Source organism: Hahnella aquatica (SeqCode) (assembly GCF_965194505.1).
In the GTDB taxonomy this organism is placed as follows: Bacteria; Pseudomonadota; Gammaproteobacteria; order Burkholderiales; family Burkholderiaceae_A; genus Hahnella; species Hahnella aquatica.
This window is the reverse complement of the sequence record NZ_OZ239144.1, coordinates 1,304,549-1,325,160: the sequence shown is the minus strand read 5'-3', so window position 1 is coordinate 1,325,160 and position 20,612 is coordinate 1,304,549. Positions and strand designations below refer to the sequence as shown.

The following is a 20,612-nucleotide window of genomic DNA, read 5'->3' as shown; positions in this document are numbered from 1 at the left end:
GGATGAGCCTTCGTGAATGGAGAAGGCTTGTTGGGGCCAGGCTTGAGAAGATGCGGGCCATGAGCCTTGCATGGACCTGGCCAGCCTGGCTGCTGGACGTCATTCTTCTCATCACCCTGCTGGAGGGGATCGCGCTCATGGTCTGGCTGCGCCGCAAGGGTGCAGCACGGCCCATGCGTGCCGCCTGGCTGCCCTTGGCCCCAGGCCTGCTTCTGCTCACGGCCTTCTGGCTCTCAGCGCCTGCTGCCCTGAGCCATGCGGCCATGGGCTGCCTGGCGCTGGCTGGGCTCATCCACCTGCTTGACCTTCGCGCACGCCTGCAGTCGGCTGGGCTATTGGCGCCCTCGGTGCCGGCCTTTCAGAAAGAGGAGCAGGTCACGGGCCGCGGGCAGAACGGGCCCGCCTGAACGGGTGCAGATCGAGACCACCCGTTGGGCTTCCGGGTGCTGCAGGCGCAGGCTTCGAAGCCGCAAAACCTTCGAGAAGCGCTCGGCCACCCGCTGGGGCAGCACCGTGATGCCGAGGCCGGCTGAGACCAACTGGGCCAGGGCATCGAATCCCTTGGCCCGCACGCGAACGCGCAGGATCACGCCCTCGGCCCGGGCAAGGTCGGCAAGCCACTCGGCAATGGCCCCACCCTCCTGCAGCAGAATCATGTCGTGCTGGAGCAGGGCCGTGGCCGAGAGCGCCTTGGTCTTGCGCCAGGCCGTTGTGTCGGGCACGGTCACCACAAGCTCGTCCTGGTAGTAGCGATCGGCCTGCAGGCCCTGCCGAAAGGACGGGCTCGTGAGAATGCCGATGTCGGCCTGGCCATCGGCCACCAGGCTCTGGATGTCCCGGCTGGTCTGCTCGGAGAGATCAATCTGAACGCCGGGATGGGTCTTGAGGAAGTCGGTGAGGTCTGCGGGCAAGACGGCGGCAATCGAGCTCATGTTGGCCACCACCCGCACGTGGCCGGCCGCACCATTTTTCAGATCTTGCAGCTCGAGGCCCAGCTGGGCCAGCTCCCGTTCAATGACCCTGGCCCGACGCACCACGCGCTCACCCGCCTCGGTGAGGACGGTGCCGCGGGCCTGTCGAACCAGCAAGGCCGTGCCAAGTCGTTCCTCCAGTTCTCGCAGCCGGGTGCTTGCGGCCCCGAGGGCCAGGTGGCACTGCTGAGCGGCCTGTGTGATGGAGCCCGTCTGGGCCACCGCCAAGAGCAGTCGAAGGCTTTGAAAGTCGACACGCAGCAGGTTCATCGCGAGGCCCGTCTGCGCAGGCAATCCAGGTAGAGCAGGCCATCGGGTGGGGCGCCATCCACCTGGGATCGATGCAGCATCTCACCGAGGCATTCCATGGCCTCGTGCATGGCGGCGTGCCGGCTTTGGTGCTGGCGGCTGAGGGCCTCGATGCACTGCCGCACGCCCGGTGGTTGATCGATGGCCATTTGCTCCTCGAGTGAGAGGTGCATGGAGAGGTGGAGAAAGGGGTTCACCTGGCCGTCCTCCACGCGAAACTCCTGCGCAAGCGCCTCGGCTGGGCTGCTCAGCAGTGCGTGATATTCGGGGTGCTGGACCATCCAGTCCGCAGCCAACTGCGCCATGGGCTCCAGGGGCAGGCCCTCGCCGTGCCGCTGCCAGGTGTTCACGAAGAACTGGCGCACCTCGTCCTTGGATGGCTGAAAGATCATGGGGATGGTGGCCAGTCGTCTTGCGTGGGGGCAGGTGTCTTGGGCTTGTATTCGCAGAGGTCGGCAATGCCGCAGTGCCAGCACTCTGGCTTGCGTGCCTTGCAGATGTAGCGGCCATGCAGGATGAGCCAGTGATGGGCGCCCTGACGATAGCCTGCGGGTACGTGTCGCTCAAGGCCTTTTTCAACGGCCAAGACGGTCTTCCCCACGGCCAGCTTGGTGCGGTTGGAGACCCTGAAAATGTGGGTGTCCACGGCGAAGGTCTCCCATCCGAAGGCGGTGTTGAGCACCACATTGGCGGTCTTGCGGCCCACGCCGGGCAGGCTCTCCAGGGCGGCACGGTCCTCGGGCACCTGGCCCTGATGGTGCGCCATCAGCAGCCCACAGGTCTCGATGACATGCTTGGCCTTGGTGCGGTAGAGGCCGATGGACTGAATGAATCGGGTCAACTCCTTCTGCCCGAGCGAGAGGATGGCCTTTGGCGTGTTGGCCACTGGAAAAAGCCGGGCGGTGGCCAGGTTGACAGACTTGTCGGTGGCCTGGGCCGAGAGCATCACGGCAATGAGCAGTTCGAACGGGCTGCTGTAGGCCAACTCCGTCTTGGGGTCGGGGATGGCCTGCGACAACCGCTCGAAGATGAGCAGCCTTTTGCTCGCATTCATGCGGCGCCGCCTGGCATGGCCTGCCGGCGACGGGCGGCCTTGGCCAGCGCGGCATCGAGCAAGGCACGGTGATCCTTGGTGGCTGCAGGGGCGGCATCGAGTCGGGCCTGGCGCTGCTCAAAACGACTGCGTCCACGTTCGGCCTCGGTCGGGCCCCATTGGTCGTCAGGATGACGGTTCATCTCGATGCAGTCGACGGGGCAGGGCGGCAGGCAGAGTTCACAGCCGGTGCAGTCCATTCGTACCACCGTGTGCAGGTGCTTGAAGGCGCCCACGATGGCATCGGTGGGGCAGGCATCGAGGCACAGGGCGCAGCCGATGCAGCGGGTCTCATCAATCAATGCGCGACGAATCGGGCCCTCCTCGCCGCAGTCTGGGTCGAGTGGCCGCACGGGCCGCCCCGTCAGTTGGGCGAGCTGAACAATGCCGGCCTGGCCACCGGGTGGGCAACGGTTGATGTCGGCCTCACCACGCGCAATGGCCTCTGCGTAAGGTCGACAGGCCGGGTAGCCACATCGCTGGCACTGGGTCTGCGGCAGCACCGCATCGATCGTGTCTGGGTCAGTGACACGCATGGGATGCAACAAAATCCCGAATGGTGGGGGCCACCAGCGTTCGCCAACGACGGCCGCTGAAAATGCCAAAGTGGCCTGCACCGGGTACCTCCAGGTGCTGTCGATGGCTCGGAGCAATGTTCTTGCAGAGCGCATGCGCGGCCTTGGTCTGGCCTAGGCCGGAAATGTCGTCGAGGGCGCCTTCAATGGTGAGCAGGGCCGTCTGCCGAATGTCCTGTGGCCTCACGTGCTCGCCCTTCACATGCCAATCACCTTTTGGCAGCAGGTGCTCCTGGAAGACCACACGAATGGTGTCGAGGTAGAACTGCGCGGAGAGGTCGAGCACGGCGTTGTACTCGTTGTAGAAGGCCCGGTGGGCATCGGTGGCGTCATCGTCGCCCTTGATCAAGTGCTTGAAGTAATCCCAGTGCGAGTTCGCATGTCGGCTGGGGTTCATGGACACGAAGCCGGCGTATTGCAGAAAGCCAGGGTAGACCTTGCGAAGGTAGCCCGGATAACGCTGCGGCACCGTGTGAATGACGTTTCGTTCGAACCAGGACAGGCTGTGCTCCTCGGCCAGGTCGTTCACGGCGGTGGGGCTGGAGCGGGCGTCGATGGGGCCACCCATCATGATCATGCTGCAAGGCAGGCTGGGCTCGCCGCGCGAGGCCATGAGCGAGACGGCCGCCAGCACGGGCACGGTCGGCTGGCAGACCGAGACGATGTGCAGCCCAGCGCCCAGGTGCCGAATCACCGATTCAATGAGGGCCACGTAGTCATCGAGGCCGAAGGGCCCATCGGTGAGCGGCACCATGCGGGCATCGACCCAGTCGGTGATGAAGACCTCATGGTCTTCGAGGAGTGTTCGGACGGTGTCCCGCAGCAGGGTTGCATGGTGGCCCGACAACGGGGCCACCACCAGGAGCCTGGGCTTGGGCTGCCTGGCCCGGCTGGGCTGCTCCAGGTCGAAGCGCAGAAGATTGCAAAACGGATGCGACCACACCGGTGCGGTCGTCACACCCTCGATCTGCCACTCGGGCTTCTCGTAATCCTTGCCGAGCCGATGTGCGAGATCGAGCGCGGCGGCAATGCGCTTGGACACGGGTGAATAGGACAGCGGCGAATACGGGTTGCGATAGAGCTGCGCTGCGGATTCGGCCCACGAGGAAGCGGGCTTGAGAAAGGCCCGCTGAAGTTCATGGAAGTGGTAGAGCATGCTGGAGGTTACCAGTAGTTCTCGGTGGCAATCTGACCCGGACGGCTCGACCGGGCGGAGACAAAGCCCTTGGCCTGGAGGGCCTCTCGGGTGTCCTTCACCATCTCGGGGTTGCCGCAGAGCATGAGCTTTGACCGCGCCAGCGTGAGCTCGGTGGCAAGGCTGGCCTCCAGTGCGCCAGAAGCAATGAGTGCGGGCAGGCGTTCATTGGGGTATTCGGTCTTCTCGCGCGTGACCACGGGCTGGTAGCGAAGTCGACTGGCCCACTCCCCGAAGACCGGATGCTCGCCAAGGCTTTCAATCTGGGCCCGATAGGCGAGTTCCTGTGCCTCCCGAACACTGTGAATCAGCAGCAGTCGGTCGAAGGATTCCCAGGCCACTGGGTCGGCGAGGATCGACAAGAATGGCGCCAGTCCGGTGCCGGAGGCGAGCATCCAGAGGTCGCCCTCCAGCGGAAAGCGGTCGAGGGTGAGAAAGCCATGGTTCTGGAGTTCCATCCAGATCGTGTGACCTGGTTCGAGCGTGCACAGGCGCGATGTGAATGCACCATCGGGCACGACAATCGAGTAGTACTCCAGGTACTCATCGTAGGGGCCCGAGACCAAGGAATAGGCCCGCCAGATGCTCGGAGCCTCATCGGACTTCTCGGCCTTGATGCCGAGCCGGGCGAACTGGCCAGGGGAGAACCGAAAGCCGGCCGGCCGTGTTGTGCGAAATGAGAACAGGTGGTCGGTCCAACGGTGGACCCACGTGACCTCGACTTCCTGGGTCTTGTCCGACAAGCGATCAACGCTCCAAGAGGTGTCTCTTGTCCTTGATGTTGACCCAGTCGTCGGCATCGGCCGGGTGAGCTTCGAGCCGAGTGATGCTGGGCCAGTTCTTGGCGAGGTCGGCATTGATGGCGATGAAGTCGCGCTGGTCATCTGGCACGTCTTCCTCGGCGAAGATGGCATTCACGGGGCACTCGGGGATGCAGACGGCGCAGTCGATGCACTCGTCTGGGTCGATGACCAGGAAATTTGGCCCTTTGCGAAAGCAGTCGACGGGGCAGACGTCTACACAATCAGTGAAGCGGCATTTGATGCAGGATTCTGTGACGACGTGTGTCATGGCGATGTGGCGTGTGCGAAAAGCATTATTCTAGACAGGATCGTTCCCCCTGTTGCCCTGGAATAGCCATGCCCCTCATGAACAGTCGAGAAAAGGTTCTCAACCGCGTGCGCGCCTCACTTGGGCGGTCTGCGCCAGCCTCCGAGCGTGAGCGTGAGCGGGCCCAGGCCTACATGAGCGAACACCTGGTGGGCCCACAGCCCGCCCCATGGCTTGACCTGGTGGCCAGTTTCGAGCAGCAATCCAAGCGGCTGTCGGCCACGGTCGACCGGGTATCCTCACTGGCCGATGTGCCCCGTGCGGTGGCCGCCTACCTGGCCCGCGAGGGCCTGGGCCGGGAGGCCGTCTGCTGGCCTGCCTATGCCGCACTCGACTGGGCCAGTTCGGGCCTGACGGTGGCCGGCCGCGCGCCGAGCCGCGACCTAAAGAACCAAGACCTCGTGGGCATCACAGGCTGCTTTGCGGCCGTGGCCGAGACCGGCACCCTGGCCATGGTCTCTGGCCCCGACAGCCCCGCCTCCATGAACCTGCTGCCCGAGACCCACATTGCCGTGGTGCCCACCGATCGCATCGTGGCCTTCATGGAAGATGTCTTTCGAATGCTGCGCAAGGAGCGCGGTGGAATGCCCCGGGCCCTCAACTTCATCTCGGGCCCCTCCCGCACGGCCGACATCGAACAGACCCTCGTCCTCGGGGCCCACGGGCCCTATCGTGTGCACCTTCTCTTAATGGAATCGGATCCCTCATGAGCAAACCTCGCCTGCTGATCACCCGACGCATCTACCCCGAGGTGCTCGACATGCTCACGCCGCATTTCGAGGTCACCCACAATCAGGAGACGGACGCGCTCTGGTCGAAGGACGAGCTCATGGCCAAGATTCCATCGGCCGACTATCTCTTTTGCACCGTGGTCGACAAGGTCGATGCCGACGTCATCGCGGCTGCGTCGGGTCTCAAGCTCATTGCCACCGGTGCCGTGGGCTTTAACAACATTGATGTGGGGGCCTGCCAGGCCCGGGGCATTCGCGTGTCGAACACGCCCGATGTGCTCACCGAGACCACGGCCGACTTTGCCTGGGCCCTGCTCATGGCCACGGCCCGCAGGCTTTCAGAATCCGAGCGGTATGTCCGCGCGGGCCAGTGGTCGGGCTGGGCCTTCGATCAGTTCACCGGCGTGGATGTGCATGGGGCGAGCCTCGGCATCATGGGCATGGGCCGCATTGGCGGGGCCATTGCCCGCCGGGCCAAGGGCTTTGGCATGACCGTGCGCTACCACAACCGAAAGCCCTCGGATCAGGCCGACGGCGCCATCTATGTGAGCAAGAAAGAACTCCTGGGCCAGTCCGACTTCGTCGTGCTGGTCGTGCCTTACTCACAGGCCACCCATCACCTGATCGGCTCGGCAGACCTGGCCCAAATGAAGCCCTCGGCCTGCCTGATCAACATTGCCAGGGGCGGCGTGGTGGACGATCAGGCCTTGCTCGCATCCCTTCGCGCGGGCCAGATCCGGGCGGCTGGCCTCGATGTCTTCGAGAACGAGCCCAGGCTCGACCCGGGCTTCCTCAGCCTGGACAACGTGGTGCTGACCCCGCACATCGCCAGCTCATCGCGTGCGACCCGCGGCCGAATGATGGGCCTGGCGGCCGAGAACCTGCTGGCCCATCTGGCCGGACGCAGCCTGCCCACCGGGGTGGCCTGAGCCCAGGGCCTCCGCCGCGGGCACCCCCAAAGCCTCATTTCTGCTATCATTGGCGGTTCTTTGCTGCACTGGCCGGCGCTTCTGAGCGAAACTCGAATGAGGCGCTCGAATGAAGCGCCGTTGGCCGGGCAGCCTTTGTCCAAAAAGAGAGAAAGGGTTTACCCATGCGCCATTACGAAGTGGTGTTTGTTGTCCATCCCGATCAGAGCGAGCAGGTGCCCGCCATGATCGAGCGCTACACCGGTCTGGTCACTGCCCAAGGCGGCAAGCTGCACCGTCTGGAAGACTGGGGCCGTCGTCAGTTGGCCTATCCCATTGAGAAGGTTGCCAAGGCCCATTACGTGCTCATGAACATTGAGTGCGGCCAGGCCGAGCTCGAGGAGCTCGAGAACGCCTTCCGTTTCAACGATGCCGTTCTTCGCCACCTGGTGGTAAAGATGAATCGTCCCGAGACGGGTCCGTCGCCCATGCTCAAAGTGATCCAGCGCGAAGAATCTCGCAAGGCCGCAGCCGAACCTGCGCCCGCGGCCTGATTCCCAGCGAGTTTTTCACCGAGCAACCCATCGAGGGGCCACCCGCCGAGGACATGACGTCGAACCAGCTGTCTCTGACGGCCGACGTGCTCTCTGTGGGCCCCCTGCGAACCAATCCGACCGGACAACCGAGCGTGGAACTGCAACTCTGGCATGCATCCGAGGTCACTGAGGGTGGAAGCACCCGTCAGCTGTCCTTTCCCCTGATGGCCAAGGCCGTGGGCGAAGCCGCATCTGGGCTCGCCCGGCTTTCGGCCCAGAGCCGCATCCATTGCAAGGGCTTTGTCGCCCCGCGGTTTGCTGCACGTCATCCCGACAGTGCACTCGCCCAGCGGCCCGGCGGGCTCATTTTTCACATCACCAGTTTTCAAACGGAGAAACCATAATGGCTTTCGGAAAGAAACCTTTCGACAAAAAGCGCCCCAAGCGCAACGCCCAGTCTGCCCTCTTCAAGCGCAAGCGTGTCTGCCGGTTCACGGCCGACAAGGTGGAGCAGATCGACTACAAAGACATCGACACACTGCGTGACTTCGTCACCGAGACCGGAAAGATCATCCCGGCCCGCATCACCGGCACCGAGGCGCGTTACCAGCGTCAGCTCACCACCGCCATCAAGCGTGCACGATTTCTCGCGCTGCTGGCCTTCACCGACAACCATTGATTCAGGGGTCCCCTATGCAGGTCATTCTTCTCGAAAAAATTTCCAACCTGGGCCTCCTGGGTGAAGTCGTGCGTGTGAAAGATGGCTACGCCCGCAATTTTCTGATCCCCCAGGGCATGGCCCGTCGCGCCACTCAGTCGGCCGTGGCCGAGTTCGAAGCCCGCCGTGCAGAGCTCGAGCGCGCAGCCGCGGAGAAACTCGCGGCAGCCCAGACCGTGGCCCAACGCCTCGAGGGCCTGGTGGTGGAGATTCGCCAGAAGGCCGGTGTGGATGGCCGCCTCTTTGGCTCGGTCACCAACTTCGACATCTCTGAGGCGGTCACGGCCATGGGCCATGCATTGAACAAGTCTCAGGTGCGTCTGCCTGAGGGCCCGCTCAAGATGGTGGGCGACCATTCTGTTCAGGTGGCACCCCACACCGATGCCGTGGCCACGCTCACCATCCGAGTGATCGGCGAGGCCGTTTAAGCGGCCTGCCCGGGCGGTCTACGGCCATGTCAGATGATCAGACGGCCGCCCTGCGGCTCCCGCCCCAGTCTGTAGAGGCGGAGGCCGCGGTTCTCGGTGGCCTGCTGCTCGACAACACCGCCTGGGATCGCATCGGCGATCTCCTTCGCGACACCGATTTTTATCGGGCCGACCATCGGCTGATCTACGCCGCCATCAACCGGCTCGTCGAGCAGGCCCGGCCGGCCGATGCGGTCACGGTCTACGAGCACCTGCAGTCCATCGGCAAGGCCGAGGATGCAGGTGGCCTCTCCTACATCAATTCGCTGGCCCAGGAGACACCCTCGGCCTCGAACATTCGGCGCTATGCGGAAATTGTTCGAGACCGCTCCATCCTGCGTCGGCTTGTGAGCGTGAGCGACACCATTGCCACCACGGCGCTCAACCCGGCTGGCAAGGAGACGCGTCAGATCCTGGATGAGGCCGAGACGATGATTTTTCGGATCGGGGAGGAGGGGGCCCGCGGCCAGCATGAGGCCCAACGCTTCGATGAACTCGTCAAGAGTGTGGTCAAGCGGATCGACGAGCTCGCCAGCCATCCGAATCCCTCCGATGTCACGGGTGTGCCCTCGGGCTTTGTCGACCTCGACCAGAAAACGGCAGGCATGCACGGCGGAGACCTCATCATCGTGGCGGGCCGCCCGAGCATGGGAAAGACCTCCTTTGCGCTGAATCTCGCCGAGCATGTGGCCATTGACCAAGGCCTGCCGATCGCCGTCTTCAGCATGGAGATGGGCGCTGAGCAGCTGGTGCTGCGCATGCTCTGCTCGGTCGGGCGCATCGATGCCCAGCGGCTGCGAACGGGGCGGCTCCAGGAAGACGACTGGGATCGTCTCACCCATGCGGTCAAGCGGCTGCAGGGTGTGCAGGCCTACATTGATGAAACCCCGGCCCTCAATCCCCTCGAGCTTCGCTCGCGGGCGCGTCGCATGGCCCGCATGGCCGGTGGCCTCAAGCTGATTGTGGTGGATTACATTCAGCTCATGAGTGGCTCGAGCGCGGGCGCTGAGAACCGCACCACCGAAATTTCCGAGATCACCCGATCGCTCAAGAGCCTGGCCAAGGAGCTCAATTGCCCTGTCATTGCGCTGTCCCAGCTCAATCGAACCGTGGAGCAGCGCACCGACAAGCGGCCCGTGATGAGTGATCTGCGCGAGAGTGGTGCCATCGAGCAAGACGCGGATGTCATTCTCTTCATCTACCGCGATGAGGTCTACCGGCCGGATTCCCCCGACAAGGGCGTGGCCGAGATCATCATCGGCAAGCAACGAAACGGCCCGATTGGCGTGGTGCGTCTCACCTTCCTGGGCCAGTTCACCAAGTTCGACAACCACGCGCCACCCGCACCCACGGGCTATGGCGGCGGCTATTGATCAACCCTCCATTCACGTCCAGACCCATGCAGAAACCCCCCGTTGTCCCTCTGGTCTCACTGCCGATCCTCCATTCCACGGAACGTTTTCCGGTGCGCCGCGTGTATTGTGTGGGTCGCAATTACGCCGACCATGCCAAGGAGATGGGCGACACGGGCCGCGAGCCTCCCTTCTTCTTCATCAAGCCGCCCGACACCCTCTTTGAATGTCCGCCAAACGCCTCGGCCGACTGGCCTTACCCCTCGCTCACCGACGACCTGCACCATGAGGTGGAGCTGGTGGTCGCCCTGCATGCGGGGGGCAGCAAGCTCTCGGCCCAAGAGGCCCGCGCGGCCATTTGGGGCTATGGCCTGGGTCTGGACATGACCCGTCGCGACCGCCAGGCCGAGATGAAGAAGCAGGCCAAACCCTGGGAGATTGGCAAGTCATTCGACCATGCATCGCCCATGGGCCCCCTGCTGCCCGCCGACGCGTTCGGCGGCCTGGTGACCCAGGGCGCCATCTCGCTCTCCGTGAATGGCGAGACGCGCCAGTCGGGCGATCTGAGTCAGATGATCTGGAACATCGAAGAGATGATCTGCAGGATCTCAGAGGCCTGGACCTTGGCCCCCGGCGACATCATCTTCACAGGCACACCCGCGGGCGTGGGCCCTGTGGTGCGTGGTGATGAGATTCGTGCAAAGGCCGTGGGCCTGCCCGATTTGGTCTTGCGGCTGGTTTAGCCCCGAGCGGCGGGCGAGGCCCGTCCGCACCATTCACTCCAAGAACCGGGGTAGAGCGCGCTGCCCGCAAGTCCCGCGGCCTCCATGGCCAGCAGGTTGTGGCAGGCCGAGATGCCCGACCCACAGCTGTGCACCACCGAAGTTGGGTCCGCCTCGCCGAGCATGGCGGTGAACTCGTCTCGCAAGGCCGACGGCGCCTTGAAACGGCCCTGGTCATCGAGGTTGTGCATATAAGGGCGGTTGATGGCCCCGGGGATGTGACCGGCCACGGGGTCGATGGGCTCGACCTCACCCCGGAAGCGCTCGGCGGCCCGGGCATCGACCAGCACGGCGATCTCTTGGTCTGAGGCCGCAGCCACCCAGGCCTCGATCATCTCGAGGTTCCACCGCGGGCACAGGCTTGGCCGGACCGACATCTTCCCCGCCTTCGATGCCTTGAACTCGTCTGCCTTGAGTGGCCCGCCCGACTCGATCCAGGCGCGCAGACCACCATCGAGCACCGCCACCCGCGGGTGACCGATCCAGCGGGCCAGCCACCAGAAGCGTGATGCAAAGAGCCCGCCCTGGTCGTCGTAGGTCACCAGCAGGGTGTCTTCGGTTGCGCCCAACTCAGCCAGGCGCTGTGCGAGGACCTCTGGCTGCGGGAGCGGATGCCGCCCCCCATTGCCTGGGCTCGGCTCTCCGCTGAGCTCTTCATCGACCGAGAGGAACGCCGCCCCGGGCAGGTGGCCTTTGGCGTAGGCCATGATGCCGGCGGTGGGGTCGGTGAGGCTGTGCCGCACATCGATGAGCAGCAGGGGCCCCTCATGGCCCACGACCTCTGAGCAGGTGATGATGGGATTCATCGTGCCTGGGCGAGCGCCTCGCCCATGCGGCGGCGCATGTACTCGTGGAAGTGCAGCATGCCGTCTTCCATGGGGGAGTGATAGGGGCCCACCTCGTTGCGGCCGGCCTTCATCAGGGCGCGGCGGCCGCGGTCCATTCGAATGGCGATCTCATCGTCCTCGATGACCGTCTCGTTGTAGGCCGCCTGCTGGGCCTGCATGTACGAGGGCTCGAAGTGAAAGATCTCCTCGGGGTAATAGAACTCCACCACGTTGAGCGTCTCTTGTGGCGAGACGGGGTGCAGGTGGCTCACCACCAGCACCTTGGGATACCACTCGACCATGATGTTGGGATAGATCGTCATCCAAATGGCACCAAACTCGGGCAGCCGACCGCCGTGCATGCGCAGGACCTCGTCGTGCCAGCGCTTGTAGACCGGGGTGGCTGCATCGGTGAGCGGTGTGATGCCCACGGCCTGGATGTTGTGGTTCTCACCGAAGTGCCAGCGCAGCCAGTTGCAGTCCACGAACTGGCCCAGGCCCGGATGGAATGGCACCACATGGTAGTCGTCCATGTAGACCTCGATGAAGCTCTTCCAGTTGTAGGGGCACCGATGGGACTGGCTCTTGGCGAAGACATAGCCCTCGAATTTCAGATGGCTGAAAAACGGCACCGTCTTGAGCTCGTCGAGCAGGCTGGCGTTGCCCTCAAAGAGCAGGCCATTCCACTGGGTGAGCGTCTGACGCCGCAGGTGGCGGCAAGGGTCTTGCTCAAAATGGGGCGCACCGAGGAGCTGGCCTTGCAGGTCGTATGTCCAGCGATGCAGCGGGCAGACAATCGACTCCGTCTGGCCGCGGCCCTCGAGCATGATGGCCTGGCGGTGCCGGCAGACGTTCGAGAGCAGTTCGATGCGGTCGCCCTGGTTCATCAGAACGCGACCGTGGTCCTCATGTGCGAGCGTATGGAAATGGCCTTGATCGGGCACCATGAGCTGGTGGCCAACATAGCCAGGGCCCGCTGCGAAGCAGGCCTGGCGCTCTTGGGCGAGAAGCGCCTCGTCAAAGTAAGCCCAAACCGGCAACTGTGCAGCCGACGGTTCGAGCCTCGAAAAGGTTCCGACGTCCGACATCAGATCCCCCCTCTTTAGCCAAGGAAAGCCGCCCAGTATAGCGGCAATCGGCATTGGGTCCAGCCCGAAGACCGGCTGTCCTCCCTTAGAATCTCGGGATGCCCAAGTCCAGCTCATCCAGCCCCACAACGCCGTCGGCGCATTCCGACATCGACGCCATGCGCTTCGAAGACGTGCTCGCCGGCATGGAGCAGATTGCTGCTCAATTGGAGTCTGGCGAACTCGACCTGGCCGAGGCCCTTGCGGCCTATGGCCGAGGTGCCGCCCTGCTCAAGCGTGCGCAGTCGCTGCTCGATGAGGCGGCGCGGACCATCGAACTCATCGACAGCCAGGGCACCCATTCTGAGGTGAGCCGAGACCAGCTGGAGTCCTCTTGACCGCGGTGGCCGCCACCGACACGGCACTGGGCCTGCCGCTGGCCTGGCGCCAAGTGCTCGAGGCGCGGCTGTCTGATGCCCTAACCCCGCGCTGCCACGCGGGTGCGGTCAGGCCAGACGCCGCCCTGGAGCGGCTCTGGGCTGCCATGCGCCATGGCGTCCTCAATGGTGGAAAGCGTGCCAGGGGATTGATGGTCATGGCTGCAGCCCAGTCCACCGGGGCAGACCCGACAGGGCCTGCGGCACTCGATCTGGCCGCAGCGATTGAATGCATCCATGCCTTTTCATTGGTTCATGACGACATGCCTTGCATGGACGACGACGACCTGCGGCGCGGACAGCCCACCGTGCACATTGCCTACGATGAGCCCACGGCCTTGCTCGTCGGCGATGCCCTGCAAACCCTGGGCTTTGAGCTCTTGTCTCGGGCGCCCATTGCGCCCGACCGGCTGGTTCAGATTCTGCAGGTGGCCACCCGGGCCACGGGGGCCCTCGGCATGGCGGGCGGCCAGGCCATCGACATTGCGGTCGTGGGCCAGTCGCTCGACCAGAAAAGCCTCGAGGCCATGCATGCCCTCAAGACGGGGGCACTCATTCGTGCTGCGGCCATCATGGGCGGCCTCATTGGTCCACGGGCCAGTGTCCCGGGCTGCATCGAGGCCCTCGATGCCTATGCACGCGACCTCGGCCTGGCCTTTCAGGTGATCGACGACGTGCTCGATGCCGAGGCCGATTCGCACACGCTTGGCAAGACCGCCGGAAAAGACGCTGCCCAGGGCAAGCCCACCTTTGTGTGCCTCTTGGGCGTGGCCGAGAGCCGTGCCCATGCACAGCGCCTGCATCGGTCTGCGGTGGCCGCACTCAAGCCACTGGGCCAGCGGGCCGATGCCCTTTCTCAATTGGCCCATGCGTTGACGCAGCGGGCGTACTAGTTCATCTTAGGCCCTCATGACATTACTTCACGCCATCGACAGCCCCGATCAGCTCCGCATGCTGACCCGTCGGCAACTCAAGGAAGTCTCCGACGAGCTCCGCACCCACCTGCTGGAATCCGTTGCGCAGACGGGCGGCCATCTGTCGTCCAACCTGGGCACGGTCGAGCTCACGGTGGCCATTCATCACGTCTTCCACACCCCGTTCGATCGACTGGTCTGGGATGTTGGCCACCAGAGTTATCCGCACAAGATTCTCACCGGGCGTCGTGACCAGATGTCTGGCCTTCGCCAGTTCGGCGGCATCTCGGGCTTTCCGCGTCGGGCCGAGAGCGAGTACGACCATTTCGGCACGGCCCACTCCTCCACCTCGATCTCTGCTGCACTGGGCATGGCCCTGGCCACGCGCCAGAAGGGCGAGCACCAGGGGCCGCACCGTCGCCGTCATGTGGCGGTCATTGGAGACGGCGCCATTTCTGCGGGCATGGCCTATGAGGCCATGAACAATGCCGGCATTCACAAGGACATCGACCTCCTCGTGATCCTCAACGACAACGAGATGTCGATCTCGCCGCCCGTGGGGGCCATGAGCAATTATCTGGCCCGCCTCATGACAGGCCGCTTCTATTCGGCCGCGCGCGAACTGGGCAAGCAGGTGCTCGGTGTGGTGCCACCCGTGCTCGAGATTGCCCGCAAGCTCGAGGGCGGGGCCAAGGGCTTTGTCACGCCCTCCACCCTCTTTGAGGAGTTTGGATTTAATTACTTCGGGCCCATCGACGGCCACGACCTCGATGCCCTGGTGCCAGCCCTTCAGAACCTGCGCGAGTTGAAGGGGCCTCAGTTTCTGCATGTGGTCACGAAAAAGGGCCATGGCTACCAGCGGGCTGAGGATGACCCCATCCTGTATCACGGGCCCGGCAAGTTCGATCCGGAGAAGGGCATCCAGCCCTCGACCGCGCCGGCCAAGCCCACCTATTCGGCCGTGTTTGGCCAGTGGTGCTGTGACGCTGCCGCAGCCGATCCAAGGCTGGTGGTGGTCACGCCTGCCATGCGTGAGGGTTCTGGCCTGGTGGGCTATTCGCAGAAGTTTCCCGATCGCTACCATGATGTGGCCATCGCGGAGCAGCACGCGGTCACGGTGGCCGCGGGCCTTGCATGTGAGGGGCTTCGGCCAGTGGTGGCCATCTATTCCACCTTCTTGCAGCGTGGCTACGACCAGCTCATCCACGATGTGGCCCTGCAGAACCTGCCGGTGGTCTTTGCCATCGACCGGGCGGGCCTGGTGGGGGCCGACGGTGCCACCCATGCGGGCGCCTACGACACTGCCTTCCTTCGTTGCATTCCAAACATGGTCATCATGGCGCCCAAGGATGAGCCCGAGTGCAGGGCCATGCTGAGCACGGGCCTGTCGATCGACGGCCCCTCTGCGGTGCGATACCCACGTGGGGCAGGGCCTGGTGAGCCCGCGGGCGAGAGCCTGGCGCCCATTGCGGTGGGCGAGGCCGAATGGCTTCGCCGATGCGGCGTTGGCAATAAGGCTGCAGGGGCCCGCGTCGCCTTGCTGGCCTTCGGCAGCATGGTCACGCCCGCGCGTCTGGCCGCCGAGCGGCTCGATGCCAGCCTCATCAACATGCGTTTCATCAAGCCACTCGACATGGAGGCCATTGAAGAGGCCGCCAAGACACACGACCTGCTGGTCACAATCGAAGAGCATGCCGTCATGGCGGGTGCGGGCTCGGCCTGTGCAGAGGCCCTCGTGGCCTTGGGCAATCGCATCCCGATGGTGCCGATCTTCCACCTGGGCCTGCCAGACCGGTTCATCGACCACGGAGACCATGGCAAACTCCTGGCCTTAGAGGGGCTGGATGCCGAGGGCATCGTGGCCTCGGTTCGTCAACGCATCGCCATGTTGTCACTCTCATCACCCCTATCCCTGGTTTCATGAACAACCCACTCGACTCCGCTGGCCTCATGCGTGAGATGCCAGATGTGCAAGGCACGGCCGATGCCCGCAACCTGCCCATCCAGCGGGTGGGCATCCGCAGGATTCGCTACCCCGTGCTCATCGAGACGGCGGCTGGTGCTGAGCCTCAGCCCTCGGTGGGCGTGTTTTCCTTGTCGGTGGCCTTGCCGGCCGATCGCAAGGGCACCCACATGTCGCGTTTTGTGGCCCTGCTCGAGGGCATGCTGCGCGAGGGCACGGCGCTGTCGGTGCAGGCCATCGACCTTCTCTTCAGAGACATGCTTCGGCTGCTTGAGGCCGACGAGGGCACGCTCACGGTGGAGGCCCCCTTCTTCATCCAGAAGAAGGCGCCTGTGAGTGGTGTGGCCTCGCTCATGGATTACCGCATCGGCTTAGAGGCCAGCGAGCAGGGCGAGGAGCGCGAACTCGCGATCTCGGCCTGGGTACCGGTCAAGAGCCTGTGCCCCTGCTCCAAGGAAATTTCAGACTACGGTGCCCACAATCAGCGCTCGGAAGTCTATGTGCGCGTGGTCTGCCAGCCGGCGCTGGCGCCCAGCATCACTACGCTGATCCAGACCATCGAGCAGCAGGCCTCTTGTGAACTCTGGGGTCTGCTCAAGCGGCCCGACGAAAAGTACGTGACCGAGCGGGCCTACGACAATGCGAAGTTCGTGGAAGACCTGGTGCGCGATGTCGCCTTGTCGGTGCGGGCCCTGCCGGGCGTTCGGTCAGCCTGCATCGAGGCTGAGAACTTCGAGTCCATCCACAACCACTCGGCCTGGGCCCGAATCGAGGCCTAGTCTCGGAAGTTTCCGAAGGTGAGCGGGAGGTCGTCGACCTCCTTGCGCAAGAGTGCAATGGCCGCCTGCAGGTCGTCTCGCTTTCCACCCGTAACCCGTACGGTGTCTCCCTGAATGGCTGCCTGAACCTTCATCTTGCTGTCCTTCAGGATCCGCACGATGCGCTTGGCGTCCTCCCCAGCAATGCCATGCCGAACGGTAAGCACCTGCTTGATCTTGTCGCCGGAGATCTTTTGAATGTCGCCGTGGGATAAGAAGCGCACGTCGACCTGGCGCTTGGCGCACTTGGAGATCAGAACCTCTCGAACCTGGCCGAGCTGAAATTCGTTGTCCGCATAGCAGCTGAGCTCACGCTCCTTCTGCTCGACCTTGGCGCTCGAGCCTTTGAAATCGAAGCGGGTGCTGATTTCTTTGCTGGCCTGGTCGACAGCATTGCGCACTTCGGTGACGTCGGCCTCGAGGGTGGTGTCGAATGAGGGCATGTCAGGCTCCTTCCTTACTTGGATTTCTTCTTGGCTGCCGCAATGCGCATGCGCAGGGCGTTGAGCTTGATGAAGCCTCCCGCATCGGCCTGGTTGTATGCGCCACCGTCGTCATCGAAGGTCGAGATCTTGGCATCGAAGAGGGAGTGCTTGCTCTGACGGCCGGTGACAATGACATTGCCCTTGAGGAGCTTCAGGCGCACCCGGCCGGTGACGGTGGACTGGGTGTGGTCGATGAGCACCTGCAGGGCCTGGCGCTCGGGTGACCACCAGTAGCCGTTGTAGACCAGGCTGGCATAGCGCGGCATGAGGTCGTCCTTGAGGTGGGCCACCTCACGGTCGAGGGTGAGCGACTCAATGGCCCGATGGGCCCGCAGCAGAATGGTGCCGCCCGGGGTCTCGTAGCAGCCGCGCGACTTCATTCCAACATAACGGTTCTCCACCAGGTCGAGCCGGCCGATGCCATGACGGCCACCAAGACGATTGAGCTCGGTGAGCAACTCGTGGGCCTTCATCTTCTGGCCGTTGATGGCTGCGAGGTCGCCCTTGACGAAGTCGAGCTCGATCTCCTCGGCCTTGCTGGGTGCCTTTTCAATGGGCACGGTCAGGCGCCACATGCCGCTGGCTGGGGGCTCGCGGTTGGGGTCCTCGAGCAGGCCCCCCTCATAAGAAATGTGCAGCAGGTTGGCGTCCATGGAGAAGGGCGCCTCGCCCTTGCGCTTTTTGTAGTCCACCGGAATGCCGTGCTGGTCGGCGTAGGCGAGCAGTTTGTCGCGGGAGAGGAGATCCCATTCCCGCCAGGGTGCAATGACCTTGACATCGGGCATGAGGGCGTAGGCGCCGAGTTCAAAGCGCACCTGGTCATTTCCTTTGCCGGTGGCCCCGTGGGAGATGGCATCGGCCTTCTCTTGGCGGGCGATCTCGACCAGCCGCTTGGCAATGAGGGGCCGTGCAATGGAGGTGCCCAGCAGGTACTCGCCCTCGTAGACGGTGTTGGCCCGAAACATCGGGAAGACGAAGTCTCGGACGAATTCCTCGCGGAGGTCTTCGATGAAGATCTTCTTCACACCAAACTTTTTGGCCTTCTGCCGGGCGGGCTCAAGCTCCTCGCCCTGGCCGATGTCGGCGGTGAAGGTGATGACCTCGCAGCCGTATTGGTCTTGCAGCCACTTGAGGATGACCGAGGTGTCGAGTCCACCGGAGTAGGCCAGCACAACTTTCTTGATCTTGGGGTTTGCCATGTTGTCTCTTGTGCGAGGGGGTTGGGGTGAATTAGTCGGACACCTTGCCGAGCAGCAGGTATTCCATCAGGGCCTTCTGGGCGTGGAGACGGTTCTCGGCCTCTTCCCAGACCACCGACTGTGGGCCATCGATGACCTCTGCACTGACCTCCTCGCCGCGGTGGGCTGGCAGGCAGTGCATGAACAGGGCATCGGCCTTGGCGGCCGACATCATTTCTGCGTCGACACACCAGTCGGCGAAGTCGCGCAGCCGAACCTCGTTCTCTGCCTCGAAGCCCATGCTGGTCCAGACATCGGTGGTGACGAGGTCTGCGCCACGGGCGGCCTCGAGGGGGTCGGCAAACTGCTGGAAGTGGTCTTCCGAGTGCAGGCCGGCCCGTTCTGCCTCGACCTCGTAGCCCGGTGGGGTGGACACCCGAACCTGGAAGTTCAGGAGCTCCGCCGCCTGCAGCCAGGTGTTGCAGACATTGTTGGAGTCGCCGATCCAGGCCACGGTCTTGCCCTCGATGCTGCCGCGATGCTCGATGAAGGTGAAGATGTCTGCGAGGATCTGGCAGGGGTGGTACTCGTTGGTGAGGCCATTGATGACCGGCACTCTGGAGTGGGCCGCGAAGCGTTCGATGATCTCTTGCTCATAGGTGCGGATCATGACCAGGTCGCACATGCGGGAGATGACCTGCGCGGCATCTTCCACGGGCTCGCCGCGGCCGAGCTGGGTGTCGCGGGTGTTGAGGTAGATGGCGGCACCGCCCAACTGGTGCATGCCGGCCTCGAAGGAGAGCCGGGTGCGTGTCGACTGCTTCTCGAAGATCATGACCAGGGTGCGGTCTTGCAAGGGCATGTGCCGCTGGTACTGCTTGAACCGTGACTTGATGACCCGGGTTCGCTCAAAGAGGTGGCCAATGGCCTCGCGGTCGAGGTCGTTGAACTGCAGGAAATGCTGAATGGCGGCTGTCATGCGCACTCCCGAAGAAAGTCCTGAACCAGGGGCAGGAGGCGGTCGACCACATCGTCGGCCTCTTCGGCGGTGATGATCAGTGCCGGCAGCAGTCGGATGACGCGGTCGGAGGTGACATTGATCAGCAGGCCCGCATTCAGGGCCCGTTGCACAAGCACCCCGCAGGGCTGGGCCAGTTCAATGCCGATCATGAGGCCCTGGCCCCGAATCTCCGAGACGCCCGGATGCCCAGCGAGGGCCGACTCAAGTCGGCTGCGAATCTGAGCCCCCCGTGCATGCGCGTTCTCCAGCAGGCCATCGCGGGCAATGGTCTCGAGGGTGATGAGGCCTGCCCGCATGGCCAGTGGGTTGCCGCCGAAGGTGGTGCCATGGTTGCCCGGCTCAAAGAGGCTGGCTGCAAGCCCATGGGCCACCACAGCGCCGATGGGCACGCCCGAGCCCAGGCCCTTGGCCAGGGGCATGACATCGGGAAGAACATCGGCCCACTGATGGGCAAACCAGCGCCCCGTGCGACCAATGCCGCACTGGACTTCATCGAGCATGAGCAGAATGTTGTGGGCCGTGCAGTGGGCCCGAAGGGCCCGAAGGAATTCAATGTCTGCGGGACGAATGCCGCCCTCACCCTGAATGGACTCGAGGAAGACCGCACTCACCTGCGGGTTGGCTGCCGTGGCAGCTGCCAGCGCGTTCATGTCATTGAGTGGCACCCGAACAAATCCCTCGACCAAGGGCTCAAAGCCCTTTTGCACCTTGGCGCTGGCCGTGGCCGACAGCGTGGCGATGGACCGGCCATGAAATGCACCTTCAAAGACGATGGTCTGAGGACGATCAAAGCCTCGGTTATGGCCGTGCTTGCGGGCGAGTTTCAGGGCGGCCTCATTGGCCTCGAGCCCAGAGTTGCAGAAGAAGACATTGGTCATGCCCGAGAGGCGGGCGAGCTGATCGGCCAGATCGGCCTGCAGGGGAACCTCGTAGAGGTTGGAGGTGTGGATCAGTTGGCCGACCTGTTCACGAAGCCCTTCGACCAAGGCCGGGTGCGCATGGCCCAGCGTGTTCACGGCAATGCCAGACAGGGCGTCGAGGTAGCGGCGTCCTTCGACGTCCCACAACCAGCAGCCCTCACCGCGCACGAAGGCCACCGACTGGCGGGCATAGGTGGGCATGAGGTGGGTGCTGAGAATGGACATAACGCCTGCT

General features: G+C 63.9%; 26 protein-coding genes. 13 read left to right on the top strand and 13 right to left on the bottom strand.

The window, feature by feature from the left end:
- Window positions 1-2: 2 nt before the first annotated feature.
- Window positions 3-407: a hypothetical protein gene (locus AC8GDA_RS06890; protein ID WP_506555795.1), complete on the top strand. Its 405-nt coding sequence runs from the start codon at window positions 3-5 to the stop codon at window positions 405-407.
- On the opposite strand, the gene AC8GDA_RS06885 is transcribed toward AC8GDA_RS06890, so the two are convergent.
- From AC8GDA_RS06885 to fdxA, 7 genes are read right to left on the bottom strand one after another with little or no spacing between them, the layout of a single operon-like run.
- A complete protein-coding gene (locus AC8GDA_RS06885) occupies window positions 333-1,241 on the bottom strand; it encodes a LysR family transcriptional regulator (RefSeq protein WP_506555794.1) in 909 nt (302 codons plus the stop codon). The two genes, AC8GDA_RS06890 and AC8GDA_RS06885, sit on opposite strands and share 75 nt — an antisense overlap.
- Window positions 1,238-1,669, bottom strand: a complete 432-nt coding sequence (locus AC8GDA_RS06880) for a DUF1841 family protein (RefSeq protein WP_506557215.1) — start codon at window positions 1,667-1,669, stop codon at window positions 1,238-1,240. The genes AC8GDA_RS06885 and AC8GDA_RS06880 overlap by 4 nt, the downstream gene beginning before the upstream one ends.
- Complete coding sequence (nth, locus tag AC8GDA_RS06875; RefSeq protein ID WP_506555793.1) at window positions 1,669-2,334, bottom strand: endonuclease III; 666 nt, start codon at window positions 2,332-2,334, stop codon at window positions 1,669-1,671. The genes AC8GDA_RS06880 and nth overlap by 1 nt, the downstream gene beginning before the upstream one ends.
- Window positions 2,331-2,909 carry an RnfABCDGE type electron transport complex subunit B gene (locus tag AC8GDA_RS06870; protein ID WP_506555792.1) on the bottom strand — a complete coding sequence of 193 codons (579 nt, stop codon included), beginning with the start codon at window positions 2,907-2,909 and terminating at the stop codon, window positions 2,331-2,333. The genes nth and AC8GDA_RS06870 overlap by 4 nt, the downstream gene beginning before the upstream one ends.
- Window positions 2,896-4,104, bottom strand: a complete 1,209-nt coding sequence (locus AC8GDA_RS06865) for a polyhydroxyalkanoate depolymerase (RefSeq protein WP_506555791.1) — start codon at window positions 4,102-4,104, stop codon at window positions 2,896-2,898. Before AC8GDA_RS06865 ends, AC8GDA_RS06870 begins: the two co-directional genes overlap by 14 nt.
- 8 nt (window positions 4,105-4,112) lie before the next feature.
- Window positions 4,113-4,886: a ferredoxin--NADP reductase gene (locus AC8GDA_RS06860; RefSeq protein WP_506555790.1), complete on the bottom strand. Its 774-nt coding sequence runs from the start codon at window positions 4,884-4,886 to the stop codon at window positions 4,113-4,115.
- Between the two features lie 4 nt (window positions 4,887-4,890).
- A complete protein-coding gene (fdxA, locus tag AC8GDA_RS06855) occupies window positions 4,891-5,214 on the bottom strand; it encodes a ferredoxin FdxA (RefSeq protein ID WP_506555789.1) in 324 nt (107 codons plus the stop codon).
- A gap of 68 nt (window positions 5,215-5,282) precedes the next feature.
- Here fdxA and AC8GDA_RS06850 point away from each other — a divergent pair, with 68 nt between their 5' ends.
- The 8 genes from AC8GDA_RS06850 to AC8GDA_RS06815 all read left to right on the top strand — a co-directional run bounded on the left by AC8GDA_RS06850 (window position 5,283) and on the right by AC8GDA_RS06815 (window position 10,708).
- Entirely contained in the window at window positions 5,283-5,963 is a 681-nt protein-coding gene (locus AC8GDA_RS06850; protein WP_506555788.1) for a LutC/YkgG family protein, read from the top strand.
- On the top strand, window positions 5,960-6,913 hold the full coding sequence (locus tag AC8GDA_RS06845; protein WP_506555787.1) for a 2-hydroxyacid dehydrogenase: 954 nt from the start codon (window positions 5,960-5,962) through the stop codon (window positions 6,911-6,913). The genes AC8GDA_RS06850 and AC8GDA_RS06845 overlap by 4 nt, the downstream gene beginning before the upstream one ends.
- A 164-nt stretch (window positions 6,914-7,077) precedes the next feature.
- On the top strand, window positions 7,078-7,446 hold the full coding sequence (rpsF, locus tag AC8GDA_RS06840; RefSeq protein WP_506555786.1) for a 30S ribosomal protein S6: 369 nt from the start codon (window positions 7,078-7,080) through the stop codon (window positions 7,444-7,446).
- Window positions 7,447-7,499: 53 nt separating this feature from the next.
- Window positions 7,500-7,832 (top strand): primosomal replication protein N, encoded by a 333-nt coding sequence (locus AC8GDA_RS06835; RefSeq protein WP_506555785.1) that lies wholly within the window; start codon window positions 7,500-7,502, stop codon window positions 7,830-7,832.
- Window positions 7,832-8,107 (top strand): 30S ribosomal protein S18, encoded by a 276-nt coding sequence (gene rpsR, locus AC8GDA_RS06830; protein ID WP_506555784.1) that lies wholly within the window; start codon window positions 7,832-7,834, stop codon window positions 8,105-8,107. Before AC8GDA_RS06835 ends, rpsR begins: the two co-directional genes overlap by 1 nt.
- A gap of 14 nt (window positions 8,108-8,121) precedes the next feature.
- Complete coding sequence (gene rplI, locus AC8GDA_RS06825; protein WP_506555783.1) at window positions 8,122-8,574, top strand: 50S ribosomal protein L9; 453 nt, start codon at window positions 8,122-8,124, stop codon at window positions 8,572-8,574.
- Window positions 8,575-8,600: 26 nt separating this feature from the next.
- Window positions 8,601-9,986 (top strand): replicative DNA helicase, encoded by a 1,386-nt coding sequence (gene dnaB / locus AC8GDA_RS06820; RefSeq protein WP_506555782.1) that lies wholly within the window; start codon window positions 8,601-8,603, stop codon window positions 9,984-9,986.
- Between the two features lie 26 nt (window positions 9,987-10,012).
- Complete coding sequence (locus AC8GDA_RS06815) at window positions 10,013-10,708, top strand: fumarylacetoacetate hydrolase family protein (protein WP_506555781.1); 696 nt, start codon at window positions 10,013-10,015, stop codon at window positions 10,706-10,708.
- Here the strand turns inward: AC8GDA_RS06815 and AC8GDA_RS06810 are convergent.
- Both AC8GDA_RS06810 and AC8GDA_RS06805 read right to left on the bottom strand, forming a co-directional pair.
- Window positions 10,705-11,553, bottom strand: a complete 849-nt coding sequence (locus tag AC8GDA_RS06810) for a sulfurtransferase (RefSeq protein ID WP_506555780.1) — start codon at window positions 11,551-11,553, stop codon at window positions 10,705-10,707. The genes AC8GDA_RS06815 and AC8GDA_RS06810 overlap by 4 nt on opposite strands.
- Window positions 11,550-12,662, bottom strand: coding sequence for an aromatic ring-hydroxylating oxygenase subunit alpha (locus AC8GDA_RS06805; protein ID WP_506555779.1), 1,113 nt, complete (start codon window positions 12,660-12,662; stop codon window positions 11,550-11,552). Before AC8GDA_RS06805 ends, AC8GDA_RS06810 begins: the two co-directional genes overlap by 4 nt.
- Before the next feature lie 98 nt (window positions 12,663-12,760).
- Between AC8GDA_RS06805 and xseB the strand changes: the two genes are divergently transcribed.
- The 4 genes from xseB to folE2 are packed head-to-tail and all read left to right on the top strand — an operon-like array spanning window position 12,761 to window position 16,734.
- Window positions 12,761-13,039, top strand: coding sequence for an exodeoxyribonuclease VII small subunit (xseB, locus tag AC8GDA_RS06800; RefSeq protein ID WP_506555778.1), 279 nt, complete (start codon window positions 12,761-12,763; stop codon window positions 13,037-13,039).
- Window positions 13,036-13,971, top strand: coding sequence for a polyprenyl synthetase family protein (locus AC8GDA_RS06795; RefSeq protein ID WP_506555777.1), 936 nt, complete (start codon window positions 13,036-13,038; stop codon window positions 13,969-13,971). The genes xseB and AC8GDA_RS06795 overlap by 4 nt, the downstream gene beginning before the upstream one ends.
- 16 nt (window positions 13,972-13,987) lie before the next feature.
- The gene (gene dxs / locus AC8GDA_RS06790; RefSeq protein WP_506555776.1) at window positions 13,988-15,916 is read left to right on the top strand and encodes a 1-deoxy-D-xylulose-5-phosphate synthase; all 1,929 of its coding nucleotides are present in this window, start codon (window positions 13,988-13,990) and stop codon (window positions 15,914-15,916) included.
- On the top strand, window positions 15,913-16,734 hold the full coding sequence (gene folE2 / locus AC8GDA_RS06785; protein ID WP_506555775.1) for a GTP cyclohydrolase FolE2: 822 nt from the start codon (window positions 15,913-15,915) through the stop codon (window positions 16,732-16,734). Before dxs ends, folE2 begins: the two co-directional genes overlap by 4 nt.
- On the opposite strand, the gene AC8GDA_RS06780 is transcribed toward folE2, so the two are convergent.
- Genes AC8GDA_RS06780 through AC8GDA_RS06765 form a run of 4 tightly spaced genes read right to left on the bottom strand, consistent with a single transcriptional unit; the run spans window position 16,731 to window position 20,602 of the window.
- The gene (locus AC8GDA_RS06780) at window positions 16,731-17,216 is read right to left on the bottom strand and encodes a YajQ family cyclic di-GMP-binding protein (RefSeq protein ID WP_506555774.1); all 486 of its coding nucleotides are present in this window, start codon (window positions 17,214-17,216) and stop codon (window positions 16,731-16,733) included. The genes folE2 and AC8GDA_RS06780 overlap by 4 nt on opposite strands.
- A gap of 14 nt (window positions 17,217-17,230) precedes the next feature.
- On the bottom strand, window positions 17,231-18,457 hold the full coding sequence (locus tag AC8GDA_RS06775) for an argininosuccinate synthase (protein ID WP_506555773.1): 1,227 nt from the start codon (window positions 18,455-18,457) through the stop codon (window positions 17,231-17,233).
- 31 nt (window positions 18,458-18,488) lie between these two features.
- On the bottom strand, window positions 18,489-19,415 hold the full coding sequence (gene argF, locus AC8GDA_RS06770; protein ID WP_506555772.1) for an ornithine carbamoyltransferase: 927 nt from the start codon (window positions 19,413-19,415) through the stop codon (window positions 18,489-18,491).
- Window positions 19,412-20,602, bottom strand: a complete 1,191-nt coding sequence (locus tag AC8GDA_RS06765; RefSeq protein ID WP_506555771.1) for an aspartate aminotransferase family protein — start codon at window positions 20,600-20,602, stop codon at window positions 19,412-19,414. The genes argF and AC8GDA_RS06765 overlap by 4 nt, the downstream gene beginning before the upstream one ends.
- Window positions 20,603-20,612 lie beyond the last annotated feature (10 nt).